Genomic DNA, 615 nt, shown 5'->3' with positions numbered 1-615 from the left:
TGTACCGATACGGTGATAGTCCGTTAAAACTCGCTTGTGAGTATTGCGCGGATAATTCCGAATCGAAACCGAACAGTCACTTATTCGCCTTTGATAACCCTAAGTTGAATATGATCGCGGGCGGATCGTGGGAACTCTCTATTTTCCCTCACGCGCCTATGAAGTGGAAACCTAAGAATATTCAGTTCATTTACTTTATAGAATTCAACGAGGCTATTTATCAGTGTGAGATCGTGCAAGTAGGTTTAAATTATTTCACGTTCATTCACCTGAAAACAACGCCGATTCAGAACCCTGAAAAGGACTTGATTTTCTCGCTAGAACCGTCAGCGCTACCTAACCGACACAGAAACGTGTTCGCGTCACACGGACGGATCGGCAGGAAGATCGGGGAATTCTTCAAGAATGACAAGGTTTTTTATCAGGACAACAGCGTGGGAAACGCGATCGAGAACTATTTGCGCGTATGCAGGAAAGTTGTGCTATAATGGCTTTGAAAATTATGAATTCAGGAGGTTTACAGAATGGCAGTAAGAAATAAGATTCAAACGAAAAAACGATTCACGAGTAACATGCTTAACCGAACATTGCGAATGTAAAAATATAACGACCTAC

At 42.1% G+C, this 615-nt stretch carries 1 protein-coding gene; it reads left to right on the top strand.

The genetic code is table 11. The features are described from left to right. Window positions 1-488 (top strand): hypothetical protein (locus tag QYM41_RS17655; RefSeq protein ID WP_368801075.1); only part of this gene is annotated, 488 nt, incomplete at its 5' end. Between the last annotated feature and the right edge of the window lie 127 nt (window positions 489-615).

Source organism: Kocuria oxytropis (assembly GCF_040981195.1).
In the GTDB taxonomy this organism is placed as follows: Bacteria; Actinomycetota; Actinomycetes; order Actinomycetales; family Micrococcaceae; genus Kocuria; species Kocuria oxytropis.
Note: the sequence above shows the minus strand (reverse complement) of the source record. Positions and strands in the feature narration are given on the sequence as shown.